We start from the raw sequence: 20910 nt of genomic DNA, 5'->3' as shown, positions 1-20910 counted from the left end.
CTCGAAATGTTCCTCATATTGGCTTCAGAAAAGCGACCTCAGCTTCTGCAGCACATGCCGGCGGATGCGATAGTTCGTCTTCCCGCGCGCATCTCGCCAGGCCATCTTGAATATCTTCCGGCGCGTGTTCCAGGACAGCGGGGGAAGCTTGTCCACGACCCGGTAGCATCCGACCGCGTAAAGCCAGCGCTGCTGGATCTTATGGGTGATGGATTTCGCAGCATAGAGCTGTTCGGAATCCGAGCCGCGAAAGAAGATGTACATCGGCCCGTCCACCCAGACGATCAGATCGCGCATGACAAACTCGGCAACGGCGTAGGAGGCCGCGCACCACGGGCCCCCGAGGGCCGGCCATCGCTCCAGCAGGATATCCGCGCCGCCTGCCGACCGGTAGACCCCGTAAAACCATTCGGAGGGAAATCTCAAACCACGCGGCACCTTGCCTTGGGATGCGTTCTCCTGAAAGTTGAATATGTTCGGTTCCGGTTTCAGGATTTGCGTCTTGTCCGAATCGATCCGTTCCGACGACCCGACGGCTAAAAGCTTGTCCGGGTTCTGCTCCAGCGCATGGAGCAGCGCGGAGAGGTAATCGCTAGTCGACAGATCGTCACAAGCCCGCAGGCAGAAATATTCTCCCTTCTCGGCGCCGAGCTTGATGCAGAAGATGAAATTGTCGATCACGCCGAGATGGCGTTTCTGCTGGATGACCTCGAAGCGTTCGTCTTGAGCGCAAAATTCACGGGCTATTTCCAGCGTGGCGTCCGTGGATTTGTTGTCGACGATGATCGCGCGAAAATCTGAAAAGTCCTGATCTGCAATGCATTGCAGGCTTTTGCGCATCGTCTGGGCGCCGTTATAGATCGGGAAGACGACCACGAGCTTCGCTTTTTCCATGTTGTTCTTGATCCTCGGCGGCACGGCTCAGCGCTGCGCATATATCACGCCCGTTGATAAGCGCAAAAGGCAGGCGGCAGTAGGGCGGTTCACGCCGGAGACTCTATATTTTCCGGGTGCTGGGTTGGTGTGGCGTCTTGTTCCAGACGAACGGTTTCGACCGTAGTTCCAGGACCGCTTGCCATGCTGCGATCGAGGTCATCAGCCAGTAAAGCGGCACGGCGAGCCAGCGCCGGCCGATCAGCCGCTTCTCGTGTTCGATCATCGAGCTCAGCCCCAGGGCGAGGAAGACCAGATAGCTGCCGAGAATATTGATCACGTCGATCACGAACAGCGACAGCATGCCGGTGGGAATATCGTCCGTCGGCGCTTCCAGCATGGAATGGGCGCCGATGCCGGCAAAGACGATGATCAAGGGATGCAGGAGCGAGGAGAGCAGCATGCCTCCGACCATCAGCTGGAAAGTGCAGAACGCCGTCAGGCCCATCTGCCGGGCGAGACGGCGGGGATGGCGCATCAGCACCAGCCAGGTCTGCAGCCAGCCCTTGAACCATCGGCTTCGCTGAGCCATCCAGACGCGGATCGCGGTCGGGGCGTCCTCGAGCGTCTGGCGCACGATCACATCCGCGCGGTAGCCGAGGCGGTAGAGGCGTAGACCGAGATCCGCGTCCTCGGTGACGTTGAACGGATCCCATCCGCCGACGGCAAGCAGGGTTTCGGTGCGGAAGTGATTGGAGGTGCCGCCGAGCGGCAGAGGCATCCGGCTGCCGGCGAGCATCGGCAGCAGGCCGCGAAACAGGCCCGAATATTCGAGGGAAAATAGCGCGCTGATCCAGGATTCCTTGGCATTGGTGATGATCAACGGCGCCTGCAGGCAGGCAACCTCCGCAGGTGAGGTTTGAAAGCGCGCGTAAGCCTCGCGAAGTTGCTGCGGATGGGGCCGGTCTTCGGCGTCATAGATCGCCAGATATTCGCCGCGTGCCGCAGCCAGCGCGTAGGTGAGAGCCTTCGGCTTGGTGCGCGGATTGCAGGGAGGCACCTCCACGATCTCGAAACATGGGCCTAAGGCAAGCGCCTTGAGGGCTGTGATCGTCTCGTGGTCGTCCGCCTCGCAGACGAGTTTGATGTCGAGCCGCGCGGCCGGCCAGTCCAGCCGCTTGAGGCTTGAGATCAGCTGCTCTGCAACGGCGGCCTCGCGGTAGAGCGCTACCATCACCGTATAACAGGGAAGCGGCGCATCCCGCGCGGGTAGCGCCGGCAGCATGGCCGGGGCGAAATTTTGCCGGGTGAAGGCGGCAAATCGCAGGAATAGGGATGCCAGATAGATGCATGACAGCCCGATATGCAGCATAAGCAGTGTTGCGAGCGGCATGAAGATCAGCGCGGAGATAATGGCGGCAAGCCCAAGTCCCGCATAAAAACCTTGGTGGCCGGCCAAAACGATGCGGGCCGAGAAGTCGGGAAATTGGTCGAAAAGAGTGGTGACAGCTTCCTGGACGCGTCTGCGGGCACCGGCCCTCCAGACTGCGCTGCGGACCGCCGAAGGCGTGGTTATCGCAAGATCGCGACCGAGAGCGGGCATGGCCGCAAGGGCCGCGCCGAGGTCGGCGAGCCTTGAGGCTTCCGGCACCACGGCCACCTGCGGAGCGCGATGCCGGTGGGCGATGCGGATCTGGCTGGGGCGCCGCAATTGCGTGTCGAGCAGAGGTATGTCGGTTAAAAGGGACGGATCGATGGTGCCGATAAAAGGCAGGCGCAGAAAGCGCGCCATGGCTCCGTAATAGGCGTCTTCCTCGACCTAGCCGCTATGAAGCAATTCGCATTCGATGGTGGTGCCGTTTTGCCGCGCCCGCTCGGCAAGCGTTGAACGCAGGGGTTTTGAAATGCCGAGCGCCGCAAGGGCTATCAGCTCCGGGTCTTCACTCGAAACGTGGACATTTTCGGCAGCCTTGCTTGCCGGTGGAGCGTGATCTTGCCACACGCCATCTTGCACCGGCGGCGATGCCGGCGGATATTCCCCTAAACGCATGACTCTGCTACACCGCCCGCAAGCGGACGCCCCAACCTTGTCCCGATCTGGATCATAGCGATGCGTCTTCTGATTGCATGCCCGAATATTAAGGGGTTCTTCACCATTTTGCAGCTTTGCCTTGCGGCGGGCGCATTGTTCGCCTTTCTCGTGTCGAGCCATGCGGCTCGCGCGGACGATGGGCTGCCGTTGATGTTCGATGCGCGCGAGCGTCTCCCGCGGCCGGATCTTTCCAGCCTCGTCCGGCTGAGGATACTGACGACAATCGACTTTCCTCCTTTCAACTTTGCCGATCAGACAGGTCGGCTCGCCGGTTTCAATGTCGATCTAGCCCGCGAAATCTGCGGTGAGTTGAAGATCGAGGCGAAGTGCCAGATCCAGGCGCTGCCGTTCGAGGAACTGGAAAAGACGCTGGAAAGCGGGGCAGGCGAGGCGGTGATGGCCGGCGTCGCGGTTACGCCGGATCGGCGCCGGCGGTTTTCGTTTTCGAGGCCTTATCTCGGCGTGCCGGCTCGCTTTGCCCGCAACCTCGCCGCCAAGATCGACGGCGACACGGCTGCGGCGCTTGCCGGCAAGCCGGTCGGCGTGGTCGAGGGAACGGCCCATCAGGTGATGCTGAAAGCCTTCTTCCCGAAGGTCACGATCATCCCGTTCGACAGCCATGAGATGATGCTGGAGGCATTGAAGGCCGGCAAGGTGGATGCCGTGTTTTCCGATGGCCTGAGACTGCCCTTCTGGGTTGCGGGAGAAATGTCGGCAAAATGCTGCGCGCTCTTTGACGGCCCCTATCTTTCGGAAAAGTTCCTCGGCGAGGCGCTGACCGTCATGTTCCGCAAGAACGATCCCTTGCTTGTTGCGGCTTTCGACCACGCTCTCGGCGCGCTCTCCCGCAATGGACGCTTGCAGGACATCTACCTGCGGTATTTTCCGAATGGGCTTTATTGAGGGGAATTCTTTCCTAGCGGTTCGCCATGCCTATTGGCTCGCCCAGATGATGCGTGCCATCCAGTCCACTTCCGAAAGATCGAAGCTGCGGTTCGGATGCTCGGGATTGAGCGACATCAGCTCGACCGTCCGGGCCGTCTGGCGCGAGAGAACCTTGGCCATGACTTCGCCCTCGCGGGTTTTCAGGACGACGCGGTCGCCGCGCCGCACCTGTGCGCCCGGTTCCACGATGAGCACATCGCCGTCGCGATAAAGCGGCATCATCGACTCGCCCTGGACTTCAAGCGCATAGACGCCGGCCTTGCGCGAAGGGTCGATCGGGAACTCCACCACATCCCAGCCCTGGCCGGCAGGAAAGCCGCCGTCGTCGAAAAAACCACCCGCACCCGCTTGAGCAAAGCCGAGGAGCGGGATGGTGCCCCCCTGCGGCGGGAAATTGCCTTCCGGAAATGCCGAACGGCTGGAGGAGGTCGGCAGATAGCTCATGAACTGGTCTACCGTCGCCCCCGTCGCCTCCAGCACCTTGGCGATCGATTCCGTCGAAGGCCAGCGCAGGCGCCCGTCCGGCCCGAGCCGCTTCGACTTGTTGAAGGATGTCGGATCCAGGCCGGCACGCCGCGCAAGGCCCGACGGTGTCAGTTGATGGCGTTGGGCCAGCGTATCGATCGCGTTCCAGATCGTTTCATGTGACAGCATTTTGCCCGTACCCGGCGCGCGAGACAGGGCCGGACAAACCGGCGCTCGGCGGCACCCCTTCGATCAATCTCTCCACGGCCTTCAGGCTGCATGACAGCAAGCCCAGACACCCCGGATTTTAACGGAGGGCGGGCCTCGCGTAAAGAGAGGGAAGGAATAAAATCCTGCAATATGGATGAGGCTGGCGCTAGGCCACCAGGGCCATGTTGATCTTGCCGAGCTTGATCACCGCCTGCGTCCGGCTGTCGACGTTGAGCTTCAGCAGGATTGCCGAAACATGCGCCTTGATGGTCGCCTCCGAGACGCCGAGTTCGTAAGCGATCTGCTTGTTCAGCAAGCCTTCGCCGAGCATGGTCAGCACCCGGCTCTGCTGCGGCGTGAGCGTTTTCAGCCGATCCATGAGTTCGGCAAGGCCGGGATCTTCTTCAGGCTGGGTGGAATCGCCCTTTGGCGCCCAGATATCGCCCTCGAGAACCGCCTGAACGCCGGCCCGGATCTCGTCGAGGCCGGAGGATTTCGAAATGAAACCCGAGGCGCCCAGTTCCAGGGCGCGGCGTATCGTGGTGCCGTCGTCGCTCGCCGAGACGATAACGATCGGCAGGCCGGAGAATTCCGCCCGCAGCGACATCAGCCCGGAAAAACCGCTAACGCCCGGCATTGCCAGGTCGAGCAGCATCAGGTCGGCCTCGGGATTGGAATCGGCGGCACGCCGCGCGGCTTCGAAATCACCCGCCTCGATGATCAGGACTTTTTCGGCGATCCCCTGAACAGCCTGGCGCAGGGCGCCGCGAAACAGCGGATGGTCGTCAGCGATGATAATTGTAAGTGTCTGCATTCCCACGCTCCCTCCCAAGAGCATAGTTGTGCCTCTGTATCTTCGAAAGTTGTAAACCTCCGGAGCGACGGAAACAAGTGCGGGAATTCACGTACGATTTGGTTGAGGTTTGTCCGCTTCCCGCTCGTCGATGAATTCGCCGACGATCGCCATGAAACGCCGCATGAACTTCTCCATGATGGAGAGAGACTTGTCCACTTCCTCGTCGGTGGGCAGTGCCGTCGGCGGCGTCTGGCTCAGCCGCTCCTCAAGCGACGTCACCCTCTTTTCCAGTCTGTCGAGTTCCTCTTCGTAAGCTGCCCGCTCGTCCGGCTGCATGCGGCAGGTCAGCGTCCCGTTTTCCTCGCGGCAGAGCGTCATGGCGCCGGTCTGCGTATCGAGCCGAACGACGCCGCTTTCGGTCCGTTCCAGCTGAAAACGGTTCTGCTGCGGCGCCTGGGCGTAGGAGGCCGCGGGAATGACGAGTGCCACGGTGAATAGTGTCAGAACCTTCATCTTTTGGTCCTCCTCAGGTGGACAAGCGCCGGGCTTTGCGGCAAACGCACCGATTATAACAGATACTCGAGAGTTCATGATGACGGATATGGTGTATAAGATCGTGCCGGAAACGCTCTGGCGCCAGGCGAAGGGTAGCGGTGTCTTCGACGGCGCGGGTATCGATCTCCAGGACGGCTACATCCATTTGTCAACCGGGCCTCAGGCCAGAGAGACGGCCCGGCTGCATTTTGCCGGCGTTGCGGGCCTTGTCCTGGTGGCCGTCAACGCGGCGGAGCTTGGCGAGGCGCTGAAATACGAGCCCTCGCGCGGGGGTGACCTCTTCCCGCATCTTTACGGCAAGCTGCCTTTTTCGGCGGTGCTTTGGGAAATGCCGCTGCTGATCGGCGCAGACGGCGTGCATGCCTTTCCGGAGAAAATGCCATGATCGGTCCCTTTGCCGGGCTTGCCTCGCGCAGCCTTTTCGTCTTCGACCCGGAAACGGCACATGGTCTGTCGATCGCGGCATTGAAGACCGGCCTCGTACCCACCTGCCGTATCCCGAACGATCCACGTCTTGCCCAGACGATTGCCGGGATCACCTTTCCGAACCCGCTCGGCCTTGCCGCCGGTTACGACAAGAATGCCGAAGTGCCGGATGCGATGCTGAAGCTCGGTTTCGGTTTCACCGAAGTGGGCACCGTGACGCCAAAACCTCAAGCCGGCAACGACAAGCCGCGCATCTTCCGCCTGGTGGAGGACCGCGGGGTCATCAACCGGCTCGGCTTCAACAACGAGGGGCATGAGGCGGCCTTCGCCAGGCTTTCGGCACGGCACAATGCCCCGGGGATCGTTGGCGTCAATATCGGCGCCAACAAGGATACCGCCGATCGCGTGGCCGATTACGTCGCGGGCATTCGAAAGTTTTATGCGCTCGCCACCTATTTCACTGTCAACATCTCCTCCCCTAATACACCGGGCCTGCGCGACCTGCAGGCCCGCGACAGCTTGAAGGCGCTGCTGGAAGCCGTGCTTGCGGCGCGGGCGGAAGAGGGGCTGCGGTATGGACGAACCGTGCCGGTCTTTCTGAAGATCGCGCCCGATCTGACGGAGGAGGGGTTGGACGATATTGCCTCCGAAGTGACCTCCCATCCGCTGGACGGCCTGATCGTTTCCAATACCACGCTTTCCCGCGACGGGCTGAAGGATCAGATCCAGGCGAAAGAAGCGGGCGGCCTTTCCGGCGTGCCGCTCTTCAAGCGGTCGACGGTGATGCTTGCCAAGATGCGCAAACGCGTCGGCCCGGCTCTGCCGATTATTGGTGTGGGTGGGGTTTCCAGTGCGACGGACGCCTTGGAAAAAATCCGCGCCGGCGCGGACCTGGTGCAGCTTTATTCCTGCATGGTTTATGAAGGCCCCGGCCTGCCGGCAACGATCCTGAAGGGCCTCTCGTCGCTTCTCGACCGGGAAAAGCTCTCCTCGATCCGGGAAATCCGCGACACCCGTCTCGATCAGTGGGCGGCGGAAAAACTCTGACGCGCCTTGCGGGGCACCATCGCCGCGAGGAAGATGCCGCGCATCAGCAGGAAGAGGTTGAGCGACAGCCAGAGCCCGTGATTGCCGAAAAGCGGCACGAGCGCGGCGAGCGCTAAACAATATCCGGCGAAGGAGGCGAGCATCATGTTGCGCATCTCCCGTGACCATGTGGCGCCGATGAAGACGCCGTCCATCTGGAAGGCCAGCACGCCGGTCAAACCCGTCAATGCCGCCCATCCGAGATAGCTGTAGGCCGTCTGCCGCACGTCTTCGGACGTCGTCAGCATGTCGATAATCGGCTGCCCGAAGAGAATGAAGAACAGTCCGACGGCGCCCGCCATGGCGAAGGACCAGAGGCCGGTCAGCTTCAGCGCACGGTCGAAGGAAGGACGATACCGCGCCCCGACCGCCCTGCCGGCCAGCTGTTCGGCAGCCCCCGCTAGACCGTCCAGGAAGAAGGCAGACAGCATGAAGACGTTCATCAGCACGGCGTTGGCGGCGAGCGTCACGGCGCCGAAGCTGGATCCGACGCGTGTCAGCAGCGCAAATGCGCCGTTCAATATCAGTGATCGGATCAGGATATCGGCATTGAGGTGGAAGAGCTGTTTGAGCTTGGCCGCGTCGAAGATGTCCACACGGCTCGGCCGATGGACAGCAGAAAACTGCCGGCTGACGATCAGGAAGCCGATCACGACCGCCGCGGTTTCGGCAAGCGCGGTTCCCCAGGCCACTCCGGCAATACCCCAGCCGAGACCGAGGCCAAGAAAGATCGAAAGCATGATGTTCGTGCCGTTGAGAATGATTTGCAGGACAAGGCCCAGCAAGCCCTGGCCGCGCCCGAGCACATAGCCGAGGATCGCGAAATTGGCGAAGGTCGCCGGGCTGGTCAGCACGCGGATCCTGAAATATTGGCGTGTGACGTCAGCGACGGCGGGATCGCTGGTCATCAGCTCCGGCGCGAAAGCGAGGATCAGCGGAGAAAGCGCCAGCATGACGAAGCCGAGCCCGAATGCGCTGAGGAGCGCTCGCCAGAACACCGCCTGCTGTTCGCGATGGTCGCCACGGCCGAAAGCCTGAGCGACGAGACCGGTGGTGGACGTGCGCAGGAAGCTTAAGCTGCCATAGATGAGGTCGAAGAGGATTGCGCCGATCGCCAGCCCGGCGAGCGCCTCGGCCTTTCCGAACTGGCCGACGACGGCCGTATCCGTAAGCCCGAGCAGCGGGGTCGTGAGAAAGCCGAGCGTCATCGGGATCGCGATGCCGAGTACCAGCCGGTGCGTCACGTCGAACGGCTTTGCGGCCTGCCCTTCTGGTCCGCGGCCATCCATCGCCTAACCCGAAAGGACCATGGCCCAATAGGTGCGGCTGTCATCGGCGCGCGCCACGGCGACGCCGAGCCCCCTGAAGGAACCGAGCATGTTTTCGAGATGCTTGGGAGAGTCGATCCAGGCCTGCACGGCTGCGTTTACCGAATCCTGGCCGCTGGCGATGTTTTCGGCGGCGGGCAGCGCCACGTCATTGCGCTTCATGCGCGAGCCGAAGTCGTCGCCGAAGCCGATCAGGTGTTTCATCTTCTCGGCTTTTGCCATGCGGATAGCCTGCTGGGAGGCAGCCTTGCGTGCAGGCGTATCGAGGGTCAGTGCCGCCAGACCGCGGCTTTGTCTCAGCTTGTTGACCATCGGCAGCGCCGCTTCCGTTTCGTCCTCGGCGCCTGCGGTCGGGGTGAGAACAGATGTCGTGGAACAGCCGGCGAGCAGCAGGCCCATTCCTGACATCATGAGGAAACCCCGGCGGGAGGAAATATAGAGGTCGGTCATGTCAGCGGCGGTAGCTCAACAGGCGCAGGATGACGAAGATCGGAATGACGACGATGGCGCCCAGCACCAGATAGTTGCCGACCCGGCCGAGAGCCCGGAAACCGTTGTACCAGAGGTCCAGGAACCAGTAGCGGACCGTATCGACGATATTGTCCGGCGTGAAGCCAAAAAACGCCAGTACGAACCCTACGATGAGGCACACGACGATCAGCTTGATGATCGTGCGACCCGGCGTATCGCCCAGGAACCTGTTCATCCCGTCCGCCATCCTTGTCTGTCTCCGAATTGCCTGAAACGCATACCCGCGGCTCGTCTGCGCCGCAAGCGCCTTGGCCTCCTCAAATAGAACTTGAGTTTTTTTGTGGCTTCGGCAAAGAACCCGCGACCCTTGGGAGCCGATCATGTCCGCCAGCCAGTTCTCCTCCGGCGATGTGATCGCCGACCGCCGCGCCGACTATGCCCGCATGTTGGCGGAGGCGGGCGATTTCGCCGCCGCCGCGGAACTCGTGGAACAGGCCCTGGAACTCGTCCCCGGCTGGGCCGCGGGCTGGTTCCGGCTCGGCGAATATCGTGAGAAGGCCACACTTGCGACCGCCGCGGACGCATATCGGCAGGCGCTCGATCTCCAGCCAGACGACATCTTCGGCGCAAGATTGAAGCTCGCGCTGCTCGGCGCCGAGGAAATGCCGGCCCAGCCCCCGAGCCGTTATGTCGAGGGCCTGTTCGATGACTATGCCGACCGGTTTGATACGGCGCTTGTCGAGAGGCTAGAATATTCCGTGCCCGGCAAGCTCGCCGCTCTCGTCGCACCCCATGCGCCGTTCAGGAATACCGTCGATCTCGGTTGCGGCACGGGCCTTTTCGGTGCCGAAATCCGTGGCGGGACGGAGCGCCTCGAAGGCTTCGACCTCTCCGGGAACATGCTGGCCAAGGCGGAGGCAAAGGGCCTCTATGACCATCTCGGCCAATCGGATCTCAGCCTTTCCCCAGAGATGTCCGGCCTTTTTTCCGGCGTTCTTGCGAGACAGCGCGCCGATCTCGTTTCCGCCGCCGACGTGCTGATGTATCTCGGATCGCTGGAAACCGTCTTCCCACTGGTTCTTGAATTGCTCGCACCTGCGGGGCTCTTCGGTTTCTCCGTCGAGGATGCGGGCGAGGAGCGGTCTTTCGTTCTTCGGGATTCTTTGCGTTACGCCCATTCCGAAACCTATATCCGGTCTCTGCTTCATCGCTACGGCTTCGAAATTCTCGCGTTGCAAAAGACCCCCATTCGCACGGATGCCGGCAGACCGATCCAAGGTATCCTCTTTCTGTCGCGAAAGCTCGCCTGACCGAATGTTTCTTGCTTTTTTCGCAGCCACCATATCGCCGCTTGAACGGGCTTGATGACGGTTTTATTGCAGTGCAATATCGCCGAGAATGAAGGGGTCGGAATTGGCCGGGCAGCAGAAGCAGGTTCAGAGAAAAAGCCTCGGCTTTTATAGCGCCGATCCGTCGCAGCACACACTCCTTGAGGACGGTCAGGGGCTTTTGACCGGCGCCATGGTGGCTGCCCTCGGCTTCTATTTCCTGAACAAGGTCGGCCTGCTCACCGGCGGCACTGCGGGCGTTGCTTTTCTTCTGCACTACGCCTTGGGTATTTCCTTCGGCCTCCTGTTCTTTATCGTCAACCTGCCGTTTTATTATCTTTCGTTTCGCCGGCTGGGGCTCGCCTTCTCGGTAAAGACCTTCGTCGCGATCGGGCTTGTCTCCGTGATCTCCGAGGTCGAGGGCCGCTTCTTTCTGATCGATTATCTGCATCCCTTCTGGGCGGCTCTGCTCGGCGGGCTGCTTCTCGGCTATGGTCTCCTGGCGCTATACCGCCACCGGGCGAGCCTCGGTGGTGTCGGCATCCTGGCGATCTACATCCAGGACCGGTTCGGCATCCAGGCCGGGCTGATCCAGCTTGCCTTCGACCTCTGCGTCATGCTCTGTGCCTTTGCGGTGGTCAGCCCGATGACCGTGGCCTGGTCGGTGGTCGGCGCTGTCGTTCTCAACCTCTTCCTGGCGATCAACCATCGCTCGGACCGCTATATCGTGGTGCGCTGATGTCGGATGCCGCAGCCAAGAAAAGCCCGGTCGGCTTTTGGGCCTCCAGCTCGGATAAACACTCGCCGCTGGAAGACATTCAGGGCGTGGTTGCCGGCAGCATGCTGGCGGCGCTTGGCGTGACGATGCTGGCCAAGGCGGAGTTCCTGATCGGTGGAACCGCCGGCCTCGGCTTTCTGATCCGCTACTCGACGGGCTTGAGTTTCGGTCTCGTCTTCTTCGCTCTCAATCTGCCGTTTTACTGGATCGCCTACAAGCGGCTGGGTCTCTCCTTCACGGTCAAGACCTTTGCAGCCGTCGCGCTGACCTCCGTGCTCACGGATTTCCTGCCGCAACTGATCGGCTTCGACCATATCAACCCGATCGCGGCCGCTCTCTTCGGCGGACTGCTGATCGGTGCGGGCATGCTGGCGCTCTTTCGTCACCGGGCTTCGCTCGGCGGCTTCGGCATTCTGGCGCTTTATCTGCAGGACCGCTTCGGCTGGCGGGCCGGCTTCGTGCAACTCGGGCTGGATGGACTGGTGCTGGCGCTCTCCTTCTTCGTCGCCAGCCCGTTTGTCATTCTCTGCTCGATTCTCGCGGCAGTGACCCTGAACCTGACGCTCGCGATCAACCACCGCACGGATCGATATATCGTTCGCTAGCTGTCCCCGGTCACGCAGCCTTGGCCGGCTGGTCGATCGGGTGAAGCGCGCGGAAGCCGACGCAGAGCCGGTTCCAGACGTTGATCACGCCGATTGCGACGGTGATCTTCATCATTTCCTCTTCCGAGAAATGCGCCTTCAGCACCTCATAGGCGCTGTCGGGAACATGGGTGTCGGCAACCTTGGTCACCGCATCGACCCAGGTCAGCAAAGCGCGTTCCTTCTCGTCATAGATCGGGGATTCTTCCCACACGCTCATCATGTTGATCCATTGCTCGGAAAGCCCGTCATGTCGGCTTTCCTTGACATGCATATCGACGCAATAGGCGCAGTGGTTGATGATCGAGGCGCGAAGCTTGATCAGATGGATGAAGCGGCGCTCGAGGCCGGATTTCTGGACGTAGTTTTCCAGATCAAGAACGGCCTTGTAGGCATCCGGCGAGGCCTTGGCGAAGTTCAAACGAGGCTGCATCGGTATTCTCCTTGGGTTGTGGCCGTCTCAACGGGCCGCTTTGCGTTCGTGGATTTCGAGGAAGGCGCAGCCGCGGGCGGCAATGCCGCCGTCGTCAGTGGCCTTCAGGTCCGCCAGGATGTCCGCGATCGTCACCTTGGCGAGTTCGGCGCGATAGGCCTTTTCGGCCTTCAGCATGGCGGCGTTGATGCCGCAGGGCTTGGCGAAATACCGCCCCGGCAGCGGGTTAGGGCCACGCTGACGGATTTCGGCGCAGCGAAAAGCCGGCGCAGGCCCTTCCACCGCCAGTACGATATCGAGCAGCGTGATCGCCTCGGGCGTCTTCGCCAACCGATATCCGCCTTTTGGGCCGGGCACCGTGCTGACCAGCCCGGCGCCGGAAAGCGCCTGCAGATGTTTCAGAAGATAGCTGGTGGAGACGCCGTGGAACTCCGCCAGGGCTGCGGCGGAAAGCACGCCGCCTTCGGAAACGCCCGAAAGCATGGTCATGCAATGGATCGCCTGTTCGATGCCGTCGCTGAGTTTCATGATCTGCTCCATATCATGGATATTCTTTATCCATGATTATGTGCTGACGTCAAGACTCTTCTTTTTTGCCGCCTTCCGCTTATCTTCAGGCTCGTGGATATCGTTGAAACCCAATCTTCCGGCCGTGATGCCGCGCTTCTGCCCCGGCCGTTCCTGAAATGGTTCGCCGAAAAGGGCTGGCAGCCGCGTGCGCACCAGCTCGAATTGCTTTCGCGCGCCACCGCCGGCGAAAGCGTGCTGCTGATTGCACCGACGGGTGCCGGCAAGACGCTCGCCGGTTTCCTGCCGTCGCTGACCGATCTCACCCGTCGCGGTAAGATCCCACCCGGCTCGGTCTTCACCGGCATCCACACACTCTACGTCTCGCCCCTGAAAGCGCTGACGGTGGATATAGAACGCAACCTGATGAAGCCGGTGACGGAAATGGGCCTAGCCGTCACGGTCGAAAATCGCACCGGCGATACCCCGCAAGCCAAGCGCCAGCGCCAGAAGCTCAACCCGCCGGACATTTTGCTGACGACGCCAGAACAGGTGGCGCTGCTGCTTGCGAACAAGGAAGCCGAGCGTTTCTTCAAGGACCTGAAATATGTGGTCCTCGACGAGCTCCATTCGTTGGTCACGTCGAAGCGCGGCCACCTGCTGTCCCTCGGTCTCGCCCGCATCCGCCGCCATGCGCCACAGGTGCAGACCATCGGCCTTTCGGCAACCGTCTCCGACCCGATGGACCTGCAGTGCTGGCTGGTGCCACAAGGCGAACATCCCGCTTCGCCCGCCGGCCTCGTCCATGTCACCGGCGGCGCCGCACCCGACATCACGATCATGAAGACGGAGGACCGCATTCCCTGGTCCGGCCATGTTTCCACCTATGCCATGCCGGAGGTCTATGAGGAGATCAAACGTCACAACATGACGCTGATCTTCGTTAATACCCGCTTTCAGGCGGAACTCCTCTTCCAGACGCTCTGGACGATCAACGAAGACAATCTGCCGATCGCGCTTCACCACGGCTCACTCGATGTCGGCCAACGCCGCAAGGTGGAAGCTGCCATGGCGGCGAACAAACTGCGCGCCATCGTCGCCACCTCGACGCTCGACATGGGCATCGATTGGGGCGATGTCGATCTCGTCGTGCATGTCGGCGCACCGAAGGGCGCCTCGCGGCTTGCCCAGCGCATCGGCCGCTCCAATCACCGCATGGATGAGCCGTCCAAGGCGATCCTGGTGCCTGCCAACCGCTTCGAGGTGATGGAATGCCAGGCAGCGCTCGATGCCAACTATCTCGGCGCTCAGGATACGCCGCCGGTAGGCGAAGGTGCGCTCGATGTCCTCGCCCAGCATGTTCTCGGCATGGCCTGCGCCGAACCCTTCGAACCGCTCGAACTCTACGAGGAGATCATTTCAGCCTCGCCCTATGCCGACCTCTCCTGGGAAATGTTCGAACGTATCGTCGATTTTGTCGCGACCGGCGGTTATGCGCTGCGCTCCTACGAGCGCTACGCCAAGATCAGGAAGACCAAAGAGGGGCGCTGGCGCGTTTCCAATCCTCAGGTCGCGCAGCAATACCGGCTGAACCTCGGCACGATCGTCGAGGCGACAGAGCTCAACGTCCGCCTCGTCCGGCGTGGAGCCAATGGTGCACTCGGGCGCGGTGGCATGTCGCTCGGCAAGGTCGAGGAATATTTCCTTGAGCAGCTCGTGCAGGGCGATACCTTCCTCTTCGCCGGCAAGGTGCTGCGTTTCGAAGGCATCCGTGAAAACGAGTGCCTCGTCTCTAACGCCTTTTCGCTGGACCCGAAGATACCGGCCTATGCCGGCGGCAAGTTCCCGCTCTCCACCTATCTCGCCGATCAGGTGCGCGGCATGCTCGCCGACCCCGATCGCTGGCAGAAGCTTCCCGATCAGGTGCGGGACTGGCTGAATATCCAGCTGGAACGCTCGATGCTTCCAAAGAAGGACGAACTGCTGATCGAGACGTTTCCGCGGGGAAAACGCTTCTTCATGATCGCCTATTGCTTCGAAGGGCGCCTGGCGCATCAGACGCTCGGCATGCTGCTCACCCGCAGGCTCGAGCGCGCCGGGGCTAGGCCGTTGGGTTTCGTTGCGACGGATTACTCGCTGGCCGTCTGGGGCCTGAAAGACATCGGCGCGATGATCAAGGCGGACCGGTTGAGCCTGTCCGACCTCTTTGACGAAGACATGCTGGGCGACGATCTGGAGGCCTGGCTCAATGAAAGCTACATGCTGAAGCGCACATTCCGCAATTGCGCCGTGATTTCCGGTTTGATCGAGCGCCGCCATCCGGGCAAGGAAAAGACTGGACGGCAGGTCACGGTCTCGACTGATCTCATTTACGACGTTCTCAGAAGCCACGAGCCGGATCATGTGCTTCTGGAGGCTACACGACGGGATGCGGCATCCGGCCTTTTGGATTTGAGCCGGTTAGGCGATATGCTGAAGCGAATCAGGGGGCACATTACCCACCGCGATCTCGACCGTGTTTCGCCGCTTGCCGTTCCGATCATGCTGGAGATCGGCAAGGAATCAGTACCGGGCGAGGCGCATGATGCGGTGCTGGAAGAGGCCGCCGAGGAACTGATAGCGGAGGCGCTCAGCTGATGCCCGCCGCACCATGGGAAGACATTGAATTGATGCATCGCCTCGGCCTGGCCGCCCGGACATTATCGATGACAGATGCGGCCTCGGGCGCGGAAGAGATTATCGTAAATGGCGTCCTCGCCGTGTGCGATCCGCTGGGCGGCTTGTACCTGCCGGAAACCGGCACGCTCGTTGTCTCCGACCTGCATCTTGAAAAAGGGGCAGCCTTTGCCCGCCGCGGCATGATGCTTCCGCCCTACGACACGGTTGCGACCCTCAATATCCTTTCGGCCGTCATCACCCGCTACGATCCGAAGCTCGTCATCTCGCTCGGCGACAATTTTCATGACCGGAAAGGCTCGAAATACCTTGCCCCCGAGCTTCGCGCGTTGATTGCCGGCATGGCGCGCGGCCGCGACTGGATCTGGATCAACGGCAACCACGATCCGGATGGCACGGTCGATCTGCCCGGTAGCTGCGCCGATGAACTGATTTATGGCGGCCTCGTATTCCGGCACGAACCGAGTCTGATTTCCGGCAAGGGCGAAATTGCCGGTCACCTGCATCCGTCGGCCACCGTCCGCCGCCGCGAAAAATCCGTCCGCCGCCCATGCTTTGCGAGTGACGGCAGCCGCCTGCTGATGCCGGCATTCGGCGTGCTCGCCGGCGGCCTTGATCTTCGTCATCAGGCGATGCATGGCCTCTTCGACCGGGAGAAGTTGGTCGCGCACCTGCTGGGCCGCGACCGCATCTATTCGGTCCGTTATACCAATCTGACCGCCTGATCAGCGATAAACCAGCACCGGCGTCTTGGAATGCGCCAGCACCTTCATGGTTACGCTTCCGAGCATGAAGGCCTTGAAGCCGGATCGGCCGTGAGACGCCATGGCGATGATGTCGCAATGTTGTTTCTCGGCAGTCTCGACGATGGTGCCGGCCGGATCCAGGCTCGTCAGCTTGAGGGTTTCGCAAGCGACCATGCGTTGCTTGGCCGCCTGGGTGGCGTCGGCCAGGATGCCGTCGGCGGCTTTGTTGTTGCTCTGGTCATAGGCCGCATAGGCAACTTCCAGGCCCGTCGGGTTGAGGGTCATCACCTGTAGCGGCTCCATGACGACAAGCACCGTCGCTTCCGCTCCGATCTCGCGGGCGAAATCGAGAGACTTTTCGAGCGCCTGCGTCGAAAGCGCCGATCCGTCGGTGGGGATGAGAACGTGTTTGTACATCTGAGGCCTCCGTTGTTTTGGATAGTATGGACGCCCGGCGCGATTCTACATTGATATTGCGCAATTTCGGTGGGCGAGGGAGGTGGCCTCGCTGTTATCCCAAGGGTTTACTCCATCCCGCAGCCAGCAAAGCGTATCGCGCCAGAAGCCGTCTGAATGACGGGAATGAAAAAGGCTGAAATGCCCTATTTCCCGAAGGCCGTAGTGGGCGGGCGATAAGAGGACCTGGTCCACGGCCGCATTGCGATAATAGCCGAGTGTCCGCTGGATTGCCGCCGGCGTGCCGATGTCGTCGTCTTCCACCGCCACCGCAAGGATCGCGGCCTTGACCGCGTCGAACCTTTTGATCACATCGGAGCGCTCCGTTGCAGGATGGGTGAGTTCCATTCGGGCGCGGCGAAAGCTCCATTCGTTGGCGACACCCGCCGGCAGGTCCTCCAGCCAGCCGAGCCGTTTTCCCGGGAAAAAGCCAACGAGCGCCGTCAGGACTGGCATGGTCACGTGCCATTTCAGAAACAATCGTATGCGATGGCCGGCGGCATAATCGGGCCAATAGGCATATTGCGCGCCCATGGTCAGCATACGGTCGATCCGCTCCGCCTTTGGCGAAAGCCCAGGCAGGTAACCTCCTATGCTATGGCCGACCACGTGGAGCGGTTGGTCGGGGCGGGCGAGATCCATATGCCGGAGCGCCGCGTCGAAATCTTGCTCGCCCCATTCCCGCCAGCGATAGCCGCACCCCTTGAGCGTCGCCGGCCGCGAAAGTCCGATTCCCCGGTAGTCATAGGTCAGGACATCGAAACCCTCCCGGCTCAGGAAATCCGCGTAATAATGATAGTAGCGGGCAAGAACGCCGGTGGCCGGATTGATGATGATGCTCGCAACTGCCGAACCATGCGCCGGCCAGAAATGGCCGTGCAACACGACGCCATCGCGGCAGGTCAGGCTGACCGCTTCGCCGGTTGGACGCGGTTTTGATGCCGCGCCGGCATCCGCAATGTCCGCGGTTTCGGCGGATTGGCTGTCGGTCATGGTATCCTCCTCCTGAACGGAGAATATTCGCAGCTCCTTGCAGCGCAATAAGCCAAAGGGAGAAGACAGAGCAGGAAGAGAATGGGATCGACCAAGAGGAAAGGTCGGCCAATCCCTACCGGCCCCTCAGTTCCTTCGCCATCTCAAACGGCCTTCCCGACCTCATAGTTCAGGATTACGGAGCCGTTGGCTGCTATGCTGGACGAGATCAGCTTCAATCCCGTCTGTTGCCCGGTTTGCTTGAAAAGCGGATTGCCCGAACCGAGCAGGACCGGCGCGATGCAGATGCGATACTCATCCACCAGACCGTCCTTCATCAGCGATGCCACCAATTCCGCGCTTCCGAAAACGAAGATCGTTTTGCCCTCTTCGGCTTTCCGCTTTTTCAGTTCGGAGGCGGGATCGCTGACGACCCGGCTATTGTTCCACGCGGCCTCCTTCATCGTCCTGGAGACTGCCAGTTTGGCAATGTTGTTCATGTATTCCTTGACCTTGGAGTCTTCCTCGGCCGTCGGCCAGTAGGCCGCCATGCCCTCATAGGTCTTGCGGCCGAAGACCAGCAAATCGCCTTCCTCCCCGAATTGCTCCGAAAGCTTTTCGAGCTCCGGCCCCCAGGCATGGTTGTGAAAGGCTAGATCCCAAGGCTTCTCGCCTTCGAAATAACCGTCAAGCGTCATCAGGTTCCAGACCACCAGCTTTCTCATCTCATTCCTCCCAATGTTAAACCAGTTGCGATTAGCAATCGGTTGAAAGTTAGCTAAACTGATTTTATAATGCAAGTAGTTTTGGAGAAGAAAATGCAAGACACCTATCGCTCGGGTTGCCCGATCAACCTCACTCTGGAAGTCCTGGGCGACCGCTGGAGCCTGATCGTCATTCGCGACATCATGTTCGGCAATCGCCGGCACTTCCGCGAGCTGCTGCAGAATTCGGAGGAGGGAATCGCCTCCAATATCCTCGCTGACCGCCTGAAGCGGCTGGTGGAGCGGGGACTGCTCTCCCGCGAGGACGATCCGAGCCACAAGCAGAAAGGAATCTACAGTCTGACGGAAATGTCCATTCGGCTCGTGCCGATCTTTGCGGAAATGGGCACCTGGGGTCGGCATTTCATGCCGGTGTCGGAAGAGCTTTCGATCCGGGCCCAGCTTCTGGAGGAGGGTGGCCGGCCGCTTTGGGAGGACTTCATGGAGGAGCTGCGCGTGCTGCACCTGCACGCGCCCCGCGATCCCTCCAAACCCTCCGTGTTCGACCGGCTGCGGGCGGCCTATCTTGAGGTCGTCGCCCGCAACATGGCGGCTGCATCCGCCGAGTGATCAATCCTTGCGGAACATCAGGCTTGCGCCCCAGCCGGTAACGACGGCGATCAGGACGCAGAGGAAACCATAGGCGAGCGGCCGCTCGTGGGCCGCGTCGGTGATCGCCTGCTCGATGCCGGTCTTCACCACCCGGAGCGGCAGCTCGCGCTGGGCAATCAGCTGCCCGCTCTTGAACAGGTAGGCGCGCACCATATGCATTCCGTCCGGGATGTTTGCAGGCAGCTTGACCGACGCACGGAACAGGCTGGACGAGACGAACCGCACGCCGCTTGTATCCCGCTGATAGAGGCCGTTCGCGAGCTTCAGGCGCCGATAGGCGTCGCGGAATTCCCTGATCGACCCGGAATCTGCGATATAGCCGACGGGATTGAGCGGCAGGTGCGCGATGCCGACGCCGATACTGTTGAGGCTCGGCGCTTCGTCGATGCTTTCGATCTGGCGGGTGCTGGCCAGCGAATAGCTTTCCGGCACCTGTTCGAAGGTCATCGATTGGGCGTTCATCCAGATGCCGAAGATGCGTTCCTTCCGGCGTACCGTCGCATAGTCCCTCGGGCCTTCTAGCGTCACGACGACGTCATACTGGCCGATGGCCAGGAACAGCTCGTCGGCATTGGTGAGAGCGCCGAAGATCGTCAGATCGGCCCCGCGAAAATCCGAGGCGATGGCGATTTCGCTTGTCGACGCCCCGATCTCGAGCCCTTCCTTCACCGTCGACGCCTCGCCCATCGGCACCTGCGCCGCAGCCGGTGGAGCGAACGCGAGGAGAGGCACGAGAAGGAGCGTTTGAAGCAGCCGGCGCATCAGTAGGAGAGCCCCCCGACCGCGACCGAATAGATCTCCTCCGGCGTCACGATGAGGCCGATCGCAAGGCGGATGCCGACGGCGAGCACGAGCAGCGCGAGCAGCGCGCGCAGCTGCTCGCCGCGCAGCTTTTGCCCGACGCGGACGCCGTATTGGGCGCCGATGACCCCGGCGATCATCAGGATCGTCGCCAGCACGATGTCCACCGAGTAGTTGGTGGCGGCCTGCACCATGGTCGTATAGGCCGTGACGAAGATGATCTGGAAAAGCGAGGTTCCGACGACCACGCTGGTGGGGATGCGCAGCAGATAGATCATTGCCGGCACCATGATGAAACCGCCGCCGACACCCATGATCGAGGTCAGCACCCCGATACCGAAACCGAGTGCGACGACCGGAATGGCGCTCAGATAGATCTTCGATTTCTTGAACCGCATCTTGAGCGGCAGCCGGTGGACCCAGTTGTGCTGGCCGGGACGTTTGAGCGGCAGCTGCTCGTTGTTCCTGGCGCGGCGCAAGGCCCGCAGGCTTTCCTGCAGCATCAGCGCCCCGATCGTGCTGAGCAGCACGACGTAGAGGAGTGAAATGAAGAGGTCGAGCTGGCCGACCCGGCGGAGCCACGAGAAGACCCAGACGCCGGCCGTTGCGCCGGCCAGACCGCCGACCAGCAAGACGCAGCCGAGCTTCATGTCCAGCGTGCCGCGCCGGAAATGGGTGATCGCGCCGGAAATCGACGAGGCCACAACCTGGTTCGCGCCGGTCGCCACCGCCACTACAGGCGGAATGTTGTAGAAGATCAGAAGCGGTGTGATCAGGAAACCGCCGCCGACGCCGAACATGCCGGAGAGGAAGCCGACGGCTGCACCCATGCCGAGAATGATGAAGATGTTCACCGACAGCTCTGCAATCGGCAGGTAAACAGTCACGGCCGAACCCCGACAAGGTAAAAAAACGCGACACCCCCGCGGACAGATCGCGATGTGGC

General features: G+C 61.4%; 25 protein-coding genes. 9 read left to right on the top strand and 16 right to left on the bottom strand.

Going from position 1 to position 20910, the window contains the following annotated elements; genetic code table 11:
• Positions 1-24 precede the first annotated feature (24 nt).
• From EDE05_RS01725 to EDE05_RS27110, 3 genes are all read right to left on the bottom strand, one after another.
• The gene (locus EDE05_RS01725) at positions 25-894 is read right to left on the bottom strand and encodes a glycosyltransferase family 2 protein (protein WP_132408375.1); all 870 of its coding nucleotides are present in this window, start codon (positions 892-894) and stop codon (positions 25-27) included.
• 103 nt (positions 895-997) lie between these two features.
• Positions 998-2665 carry a glycosyltransferase family 2 protein gene (locus tag EDE05_RS01720; protein ID WP_245519840.1) on the bottom strand — a complete coding sequence of 556 codons (1668 nt, stop codon included), beginning with the start codon at positions 2663-2665 and terminating at the stop codon, positions 998-1000.
• 27 nt (positions 2666-2692) lie between these two features.
• Entirely contained in the window at positions 2693-2923 is a 231-nt protein-coding gene (locus tag EDE05_RS27110) for a hypothetical protein (protein WP_132408433.1), read from the bottom strand.
• Positions 2924-2983: 60 nt separating this feature from the next.
• Between EDE05_RS27110 and EDE05_RS01715 the strand changes: the two genes are divergently transcribed.
• Positions 2984-3868: a transporter substrate-binding domain-containing protein gene (locus EDE05_RS01715; RefSeq protein ID WP_132408435.1), complete on the top strand. Its 885-nt coding sequence runs from the start codon at positions 2984-2986 to the stop codon at positions 3866-3868.
• A 30-nt stretch (positions 3869-3898) separates the two neighbouring features.
• Here the strand turns inward: EDE05_RS01715 and EDE05_RS01710 are convergent, their stop codons facing one another.
• The 3 genes from EDE05_RS01710 to EDE05_RS01700 all read right to left on the bottom strand — a co-directional run bounded on the left by EDE05_RS01710 (position 3899) and on the right by EDE05_RS01700 (position 5894).
• Positions 3899-4564, bottom strand: coding sequence for a helix-turn-helix transcriptional regulator (locus EDE05_RS01710; protein ID WP_105370548.1), 666 nt, complete (start codon positions 4562-4564; stop codon positions 3899-3901).
• 187 nt (positions 4565-4751) lie between these two features.
• On the bottom strand, positions 4752-5399 hold the full coding sequence (locus EDE05_RS01705) for a response regulator transcription factor (protein WP_132408437.1): 648 nt from the start codon (positions 5397-5399) through the stop codon (positions 4752-4754).
• Between the two features lie 87 nt (positions 5400-5486).
• Positions 5487-5894: a hypothetical protein gene (locus EDE05_RS01700; protein WP_105370550.1), complete on the bottom strand. Its 408-nt coding sequence runs from the start codon at positions 5892-5894 to the stop codon at positions 5487-5489.
• 76 nt (positions 5895-5970) lie between these two features.
• Between EDE05_RS01700 and EDE05_RS01695 the strand changes: the two genes are divergently transcribed.
• Positions 5971-6321, top strand: a complete 351-nt coding sequence (locus EDE05_RS01695; RefSeq protein ID WP_207914798.1) for a DUF952 domain-containing protein — start codon at positions 5971-5973, stop codon at positions 6319-6321.
• On the top strand, positions 6318-7409 hold the full coding sequence (locus EDE05_RS01690) for a quinone-dependent dihydroorotate dehydrogenase (RefSeq protein ID WP_134099600.1): 1092 nt from the start codon (positions 6318-6320) through the stop codon (positions 7407-7409). The genes EDE05_RS01695 and EDE05_RS01690 overlap by 4 nt, the downstream gene beginning before the upstream one ends.
• Here EDE05_RS01690 and EDE05_RS01685 read toward each other — a convergent pair.
• Genes EDE05_RS01685 through EDE05_RS01675 form a run of 3 tightly spaced genes read right to left on the bottom strand, consistent with a single transcriptional unit; the run spans position 7385 to position 9494 of the window.
• On the bottom strand, positions 7385-8737 hold the full coding sequence (locus EDE05_RS01685) for an MATE family efflux transporter (RefSeq protein ID WP_105370552.1): 1353 nt from the start codon (positions 8735-8737) through the stop codon (positions 7385-7387). The two genes, EDE05_RS01690 and EDE05_RS01685, sit on opposite strands and share 25 nt — an antisense overlap.
• 3 nt (positions 8738-8740) lie before the next feature.
• Positions 8741-9226 carry a CAP domain-containing protein gene (locus EDE05_RS01680; protein ID WP_112797363.1) on the bottom strand — a complete coding sequence of 162 codons (486 nt, stop codon included), beginning with the start codon at positions 9224-9226 and terminating at the stop codon, positions 8741-8743.
• Between the two features lies 1 nt (position 9227).
• A complete protein-coding gene (locus EDE05_RS01675) occupies positions 9228-9494 on the bottom strand; it encodes a DUF6460 domain-containing protein (protein ID WP_105370554.1) in 267 nt (88 codons plus the stop codon).
• A 133-nt stretch (positions 9495-9627) separates the two neighbouring features.
• Here EDE05_RS01675 and EDE05_RS01670 point away from each other — a divergent pair, with 133 nt between their 5' ends.
• The 3 genes from EDE05_RS01670 (at position 9628) to EDE05_RS01660 (ending at position 11958) form a co-directional block, all read left to right on the top strand.
• On the top strand, positions 9628-10557 hold the full coding sequence (locus EDE05_RS01670; RefSeq protein WP_132408443.1) for a methyltransferase domain-containing protein: 930 nt from the start codon (positions 9628-9630) through the stop codon (positions 10555-10557).
• Between the two features lie 103 nt (positions 10558-10660).
• A complete protein-coding gene (locus tag EDE05_RS01665; RefSeq protein ID WP_245505051.1) occupies positions 10661-11314 on the top strand; it encodes a YitT family protein in 654 nt (217 codons plus the stop codon).
• Positions 11314-11958 carry a YitT family protein gene (locus EDE05_RS01660; RefSeq protein ID WP_134099597.1) on the top strand — a complete coding sequence of 215 codons (645 nt, stop codon included), beginning with the start codon at positions 11314-11316 and terminating at the stop codon, positions 11956-11958. The genes EDE05_RS01665 and EDE05_RS01660 overlap by 1 nt, the downstream gene beginning before the upstream one ends.
• A 10-nt stretch (positions 11959-11968) precedes the next feature.
• Here the strand turns inward: EDE05_RS01660 and EDE05_RS01655 are convergent, their stop codons facing one another.
• Together EDE05_RS01655 and EDE05_RS01650 are read right to left on the bottom strand one after the other, a co-directional pair.
• Positions 11969-12430, bottom strand: a complete 462-nt coding sequence (locus tag EDE05_RS01655; RefSeq protein WP_132408449.1) for a carboxymuconolactone decarboxylase family protein — start codon at positions 12428-12430, stop codon at positions 11969-11971.
• Between the two features lie 27 nt (positions 12431-12457).
• Complete coding sequence (locus tag EDE05_RS01650) at positions 12458-12958, bottom strand: Rrf2 family transcriptional regulator (protein WP_132408451.1); 501 nt, start codon at positions 12956-12958, stop codon at positions 12458-12460.
• A 93-nt stretch (positions 12959-13051) separates the two neighbouring features.
• Here EDE05_RS01650 and EDE05_RS01645 point away from each other — a divergent pair, with 93 nt between their 5' ends.
• Positions 13052-15574, top strand: coding sequence for a ligase-associated DNA damage response DEXH box helicase (locus EDE05_RS01645; protein ID WP_134099594.1), 2523 nt, complete (start codon positions 13052-13054; stop codon positions 15572-15574).
• A 68-nt stretch (positions 15575-15642) separates the two neighbouring features.
• Positions 15643-16338, top strand: coding sequence for a ligase-associated DNA damage response endonuclease PdeM (pdeM, locus tag EDE05_RS01640; protein WP_245505052.1), 696 nt, complete (start codon positions 15643-15645; stop codon positions 16336-16338).
• Here pdeM and EDE05_RS01635 read toward each other — a convergent pair whose 3' ends face one another.
• The 3 genes from EDE05_RS01635 to EDE05_RS01625 form a co-directional block, all read right to left on the bottom strand.
• Positions 16339-16776 (bottom strand): universal stress protein, encoded by a 438-nt coding sequence (locus EDE05_RS01635; RefSeq protein ID WP_105370559.1) that lies wholly within the window; start codon positions 16774-16776, stop codon positions 16339-16341.
• Positions 16777-16821: 45 nt separating this feature from the next.
• Entirely contained in the window at positions 16822-17808 is a 987-nt protein-coding gene (locus EDE05_RS01630; protein ID WP_132408455.1) for an alpha/beta fold hydrolase, read from the bottom strand.
• Positions 17809-17951: 143 nt separating this feature from the next.
• Positions 17952-18512, bottom strand: coding sequence for a dihydrofolate reductase family protein (locus tag EDE05_RS01625; protein ID WP_132408457.1), 561 nt, complete (start codon positions 18510-18512; stop codon positions 17952-17954).
• Positions 18513-18605: 93 nt separating this feature from the next.
• On the opposite strand from EDE05_RS01625, the gene EDE05_RS01620 reads away from it, so the two are divergent.
• The gene (locus tag EDE05_RS01620) at positions 18606-19121 is read left to right on the top strand and encodes a helix-turn-helix domain-containing protein (RefSeq protein ID WP_132408459.1); all 516 of its coding nucleotides are present in this window, start codon (positions 18606-18608) and stop codon (positions 19119-19121) included.
• Here EDE05_RS01620 and EDE05_RS01615 read toward each other — a convergent pair whose 3' ends face one another.
• On the bottom strand, positions 19122-19925 hold the full coding sequence (locus tag EDE05_RS01615; RefSeq protein WP_105370563.1) for a TIGR02186 family protein: 804 nt from the start codon (positions 19923-19925) through the stop codon (positions 19122-19124).
• Positions 19925-20851 carry a sulfite exporter TauE/SafE family protein gene (locus EDE05_RS01610; RefSeq protein ID WP_105370564.1) on the bottom strand — a complete coding sequence of 309 codons (927 nt, stop codon included), beginning with the start codon at positions 20849-20851 and terminating at the stop codon, positions 19925-19927. The genes EDE05_RS01615 and EDE05_RS01610 overlap by 1 nt, the downstream gene beginning before the upstream one ends.
• Positions 20852-20910 lie beyond the last annotated feature (59 nt).

The organism is Neorhizobium sp. R1-B, assembly GCF_004368875.1.
Classification (GTDB): domain Bacteria; phylum Pseudomonadota; class Alphaproteobacteria; order Rhizobiales; family Rhizobiaceae; genus Neorhizobium; species Neorhizobium huautlense.
Note: the sequence above shows the minus strand (reverse complement) of the source record. Positions and strands in the feature narration are given on the sequence as shown.

Excerpts from the sequence above, each read along its gene's own strand:
- EDE05_RS01725 (WP_132408375.1), bottom strand. The coding sequence starts at position 894 with ATGGAAAAAGCGAAGCTCGTGGTCGTCTTCCCGATCTATAACGGCGCC.
- EDE05_RS01720 (WP_245519840.1), bottom strand. The coding sequence starts at position 2,665 with ATGGCGCGCTTTCTGCGCCTGCCTTTTATCGGCACCATCGATCCGTCC.
- EDE05_RS27110 (WP_132408433.1), bottom strand. The coding sequence starts at position 2,923 with ATGCGTTTAGGGGAATATCCGCCGGCATCGCCGCCGGTGCAAGATGGC.
- EDE05_RS01715 (WP_132408435.1), top strand. The coding sequence starts at position 2,984 with ATGCGTCTTCTGATTGCATGCCCGAATATTAAGGGGTTCTTCACCATT.
- EDE05_RS01710 (WP_105370548.1), bottom strand. The coding sequence starts at position 4,564 with ATGCTGTCACATGAAACGATCTGGAACGCGATCGATACGCTGGCCCAA.
- EDE05_RS01705 (WP_132408437.1), bottom strand. The coding sequence starts at position 5,399 with ATGCAGACACTTACAATTATCATCGCTGACGACCATCCGCTGTTTCGC.
- EDE05_RS01700 (WP_105370550.1), bottom strand. The coding sequence starts at position 5,894 with ATGAAGGTTCTGACACTATTCACCGTGGCACTCGTCATTCCCGCGGCC.
- EDE05_RS01695 (WP_207914798.1), top strand. The coding sequence starts at position 5,971 with ATGATGACGGATATGGTGTATAAGATCGTGCCGGAAACGCTCTGGCGC.
- EDE05_RS01690 (WP_134099600.1), top strand. The coding sequence starts at position 6,318 with ATGATCGGTCCCTTTGCCGGGCTTGCCTCGCGCAGCCTTTTCGTCTTC.
- EDE05_RS01685 (WP_105370552.1), bottom strand. The coding sequence starts at position 8,737 with ATGGATGGCCGCGGACCAGAAGGGCAGGCCGCAAAGCCGTTCGACGTG.
- EDE05_RS01680 (WP_112797363.1), bottom strand. The coding sequence starts at position 9,226 with ATGACCGACCTCTATATTTCCTCCCGCCGGGGTTTCCTCATGATGTCA.
- EDE05_RS01675 (WP_105370554.1), bottom strand. The coding sequence starts at position 9,494 with ATGGCGGACGGGATGAACAGGTTCCTGGGCGATACGCCGGGTCGCACG.
- EDE05_RS01670 (WP_132408443.1), top strand. The coding sequence starts at position 9,628 with ATGTCCGCCAGCCAGTTCTCCTCCGGCGATGTGATCGCCGACCGCCGC.
- EDE05_RS01660 (WP_134099597.1), top strand. The coding sequence starts at position 11,314 with ATGTCGGATGCCGCAGCCAAGAAAAGCCCGGTCGGCTTTTGGGCCTCC.
- EDE05_RS01655 (WP_132408449.1), bottom strand. The coding sequence starts at position 12,430 with ATGCAGCCTCGTTTGAACTTCGCCAAGGCCTCGCCGGATGCCTACAAG.
- EDE05_RS01650 (WP_132408451.1), bottom strand. The coding sequence starts at position 12,958 with ATGAAACTCAGCGACGGCATCGAACAGGCGATCCATTGCATGACCATG.
- pdeM (WP_245505052.1), top strand. The coding sequence starts at position 15,643 with ATGACAGATGCGGCCTCGGGCGCGGAAGAGATTATCGTAAATGGCGTC.
- EDE05_RS01635 (WP_105370559.1), bottom strand. The coding sequence starts at position 16,776 with ATGTACAAACACGTTCTCATCCCCACCGACGGATCGGCGCTTTCGACG.
- EDE05_RS01630 (WP_132408455.1), bottom strand. The coding sequence starts at position 17,808 with ATGACCGACAGCCAATCCGCCGAAACCGCGGACATTGCGGATGCCGGC.
- EDE05_RS01625 (WP_132408457.1), bottom strand. The coding sequence starts at position 18,512 with ATGAGAAAGCTGGTGGTCTGGAACCTGATGACGCTTGACGGTTATTTC.
- EDE05_RS01620 (WP_132408459.1), top strand. The coding sequence starts at position 18,606 with ATGCAAGACACCTATCGCTCGGGTTGCCCGATCAACCTCACTCTGGAA.
- EDE05_RS01615 (WP_105370563.1), bottom strand. The coding sequence starts at position 19,925 with ATGCGCCGGCTGCTTCAAACGCTCCTTCTCGTGCCTCTCCTCGCGTTC.